The following is a 1,011-nucleotide window of genomic DNA, read 5'->3' as shown; positions in this document are numbered from 1 at the left end:
TGGACTTGCCTATATTCTGTTTACGTCTGGTTCGACGGGCCAGCCTAAGGGCGCAATGATCGAGCGCGACGGCCTAAACAATCATTTGGCGGCAAAGATCGATGCCCTAAGTCTCACTCGGACGGATTGCGTCGCGCAAACGGCATCGCACTGCTTTGACATCTCGCTTTGGCAGCTTCTTTCTGGGCTTTGCGTCGGAGCCTCTACATCAATCATCGATGATTCGACACTGAGATCGCCCTCATCGCTCCTTCAAGCAATTCAACGATGCGGCGCTACGATCGTCCAACTCGTTCCGTCGATGCTGGCAGTGTTTGTTGAATATCTGCAATCGCTTGCCGCGGCAGAGCGAGCCATGGACGGCTTGCGGATTATTTCTACGGTCGGAGAACCTCTAACGCCCGGATTGGCGCGTGCGTGGCTGGCCTTGTATCCCCGCGTTTCCATTCTCAATCATTACGGGCCGACCGAGTGCGCCGACGGCGTGACGCATCATCTGGTTTCCGTTCCGCCTGCGCTGGCTGAGCCTTATGTGCCGATCGGCAGGCCAATTCAAAACGTTGAGGTTTATGTCGCGGACGGACCACGACTCTGCAGTGTAGGAGAAGTCGGCGAAATCTGTGTTAGCGGCGTCGGTGTCGCTGCCGGTTACGTCAATGACCATGTCCGCACCAAGGATGCGTTTGGGCCGAACCCGTTCTCAAACGACCTATCTTTCCGGCGCCTATATCGGACAGGTGATCTTGGGCGCGTTCGTTCCGACGGGCTTCTGGAATGTCTCGGTCGACGGGATCGTCAGGTTAAAATTCGCGGGCACAGAATCGAGCTGGGAGAAATCGAAGCTCGTTTGTCCGCTCATCCCTCGGTGCATGGCGCCGTCGCAGTCGCCTCTGTCTGCGCAGGTGTAAAGCTTACGGCGCGAGATATAGCTGGGTCGGAGGCGCAAGCCGAATCGCGGCGTCTGGTCGCGTATGTGTCGGCTCCAGCTGAACTGGCGGAAAGCGATCTTCA

1 protein-coding gene is annotated in these 1,011 nt (G+C 57.3%); it reads left to right on the top strand.

Annotated elements, in window-relative coordinates; genetic code table 11:
- Window positions 1-55: 55 nt before the first annotated feature.
- The coding region (locus I6F24_RS37260) for an AMP-binding protein (protein WP_249787440.1) at window positions 56-1,011 on the top strand (956 nt) is incomplete at its 3' end.

This window comes from Bradyrhizobium sp. BRP23 (assembly GCF_020194135.1).
Taxonomy (GTDB): domain Bacteria; phylum Pseudomonadota; class Alphaproteobacteria; order Rhizobiales; family Xanthobacteraceae; genus Bradyrhizobium; species Bradyrhizobium yuanmingense.
The sequence above is the reverse complement of the archived record's forward strand: the minus strand, read 5'-3'. Positions and strand labels throughout refer to the sequence as shown.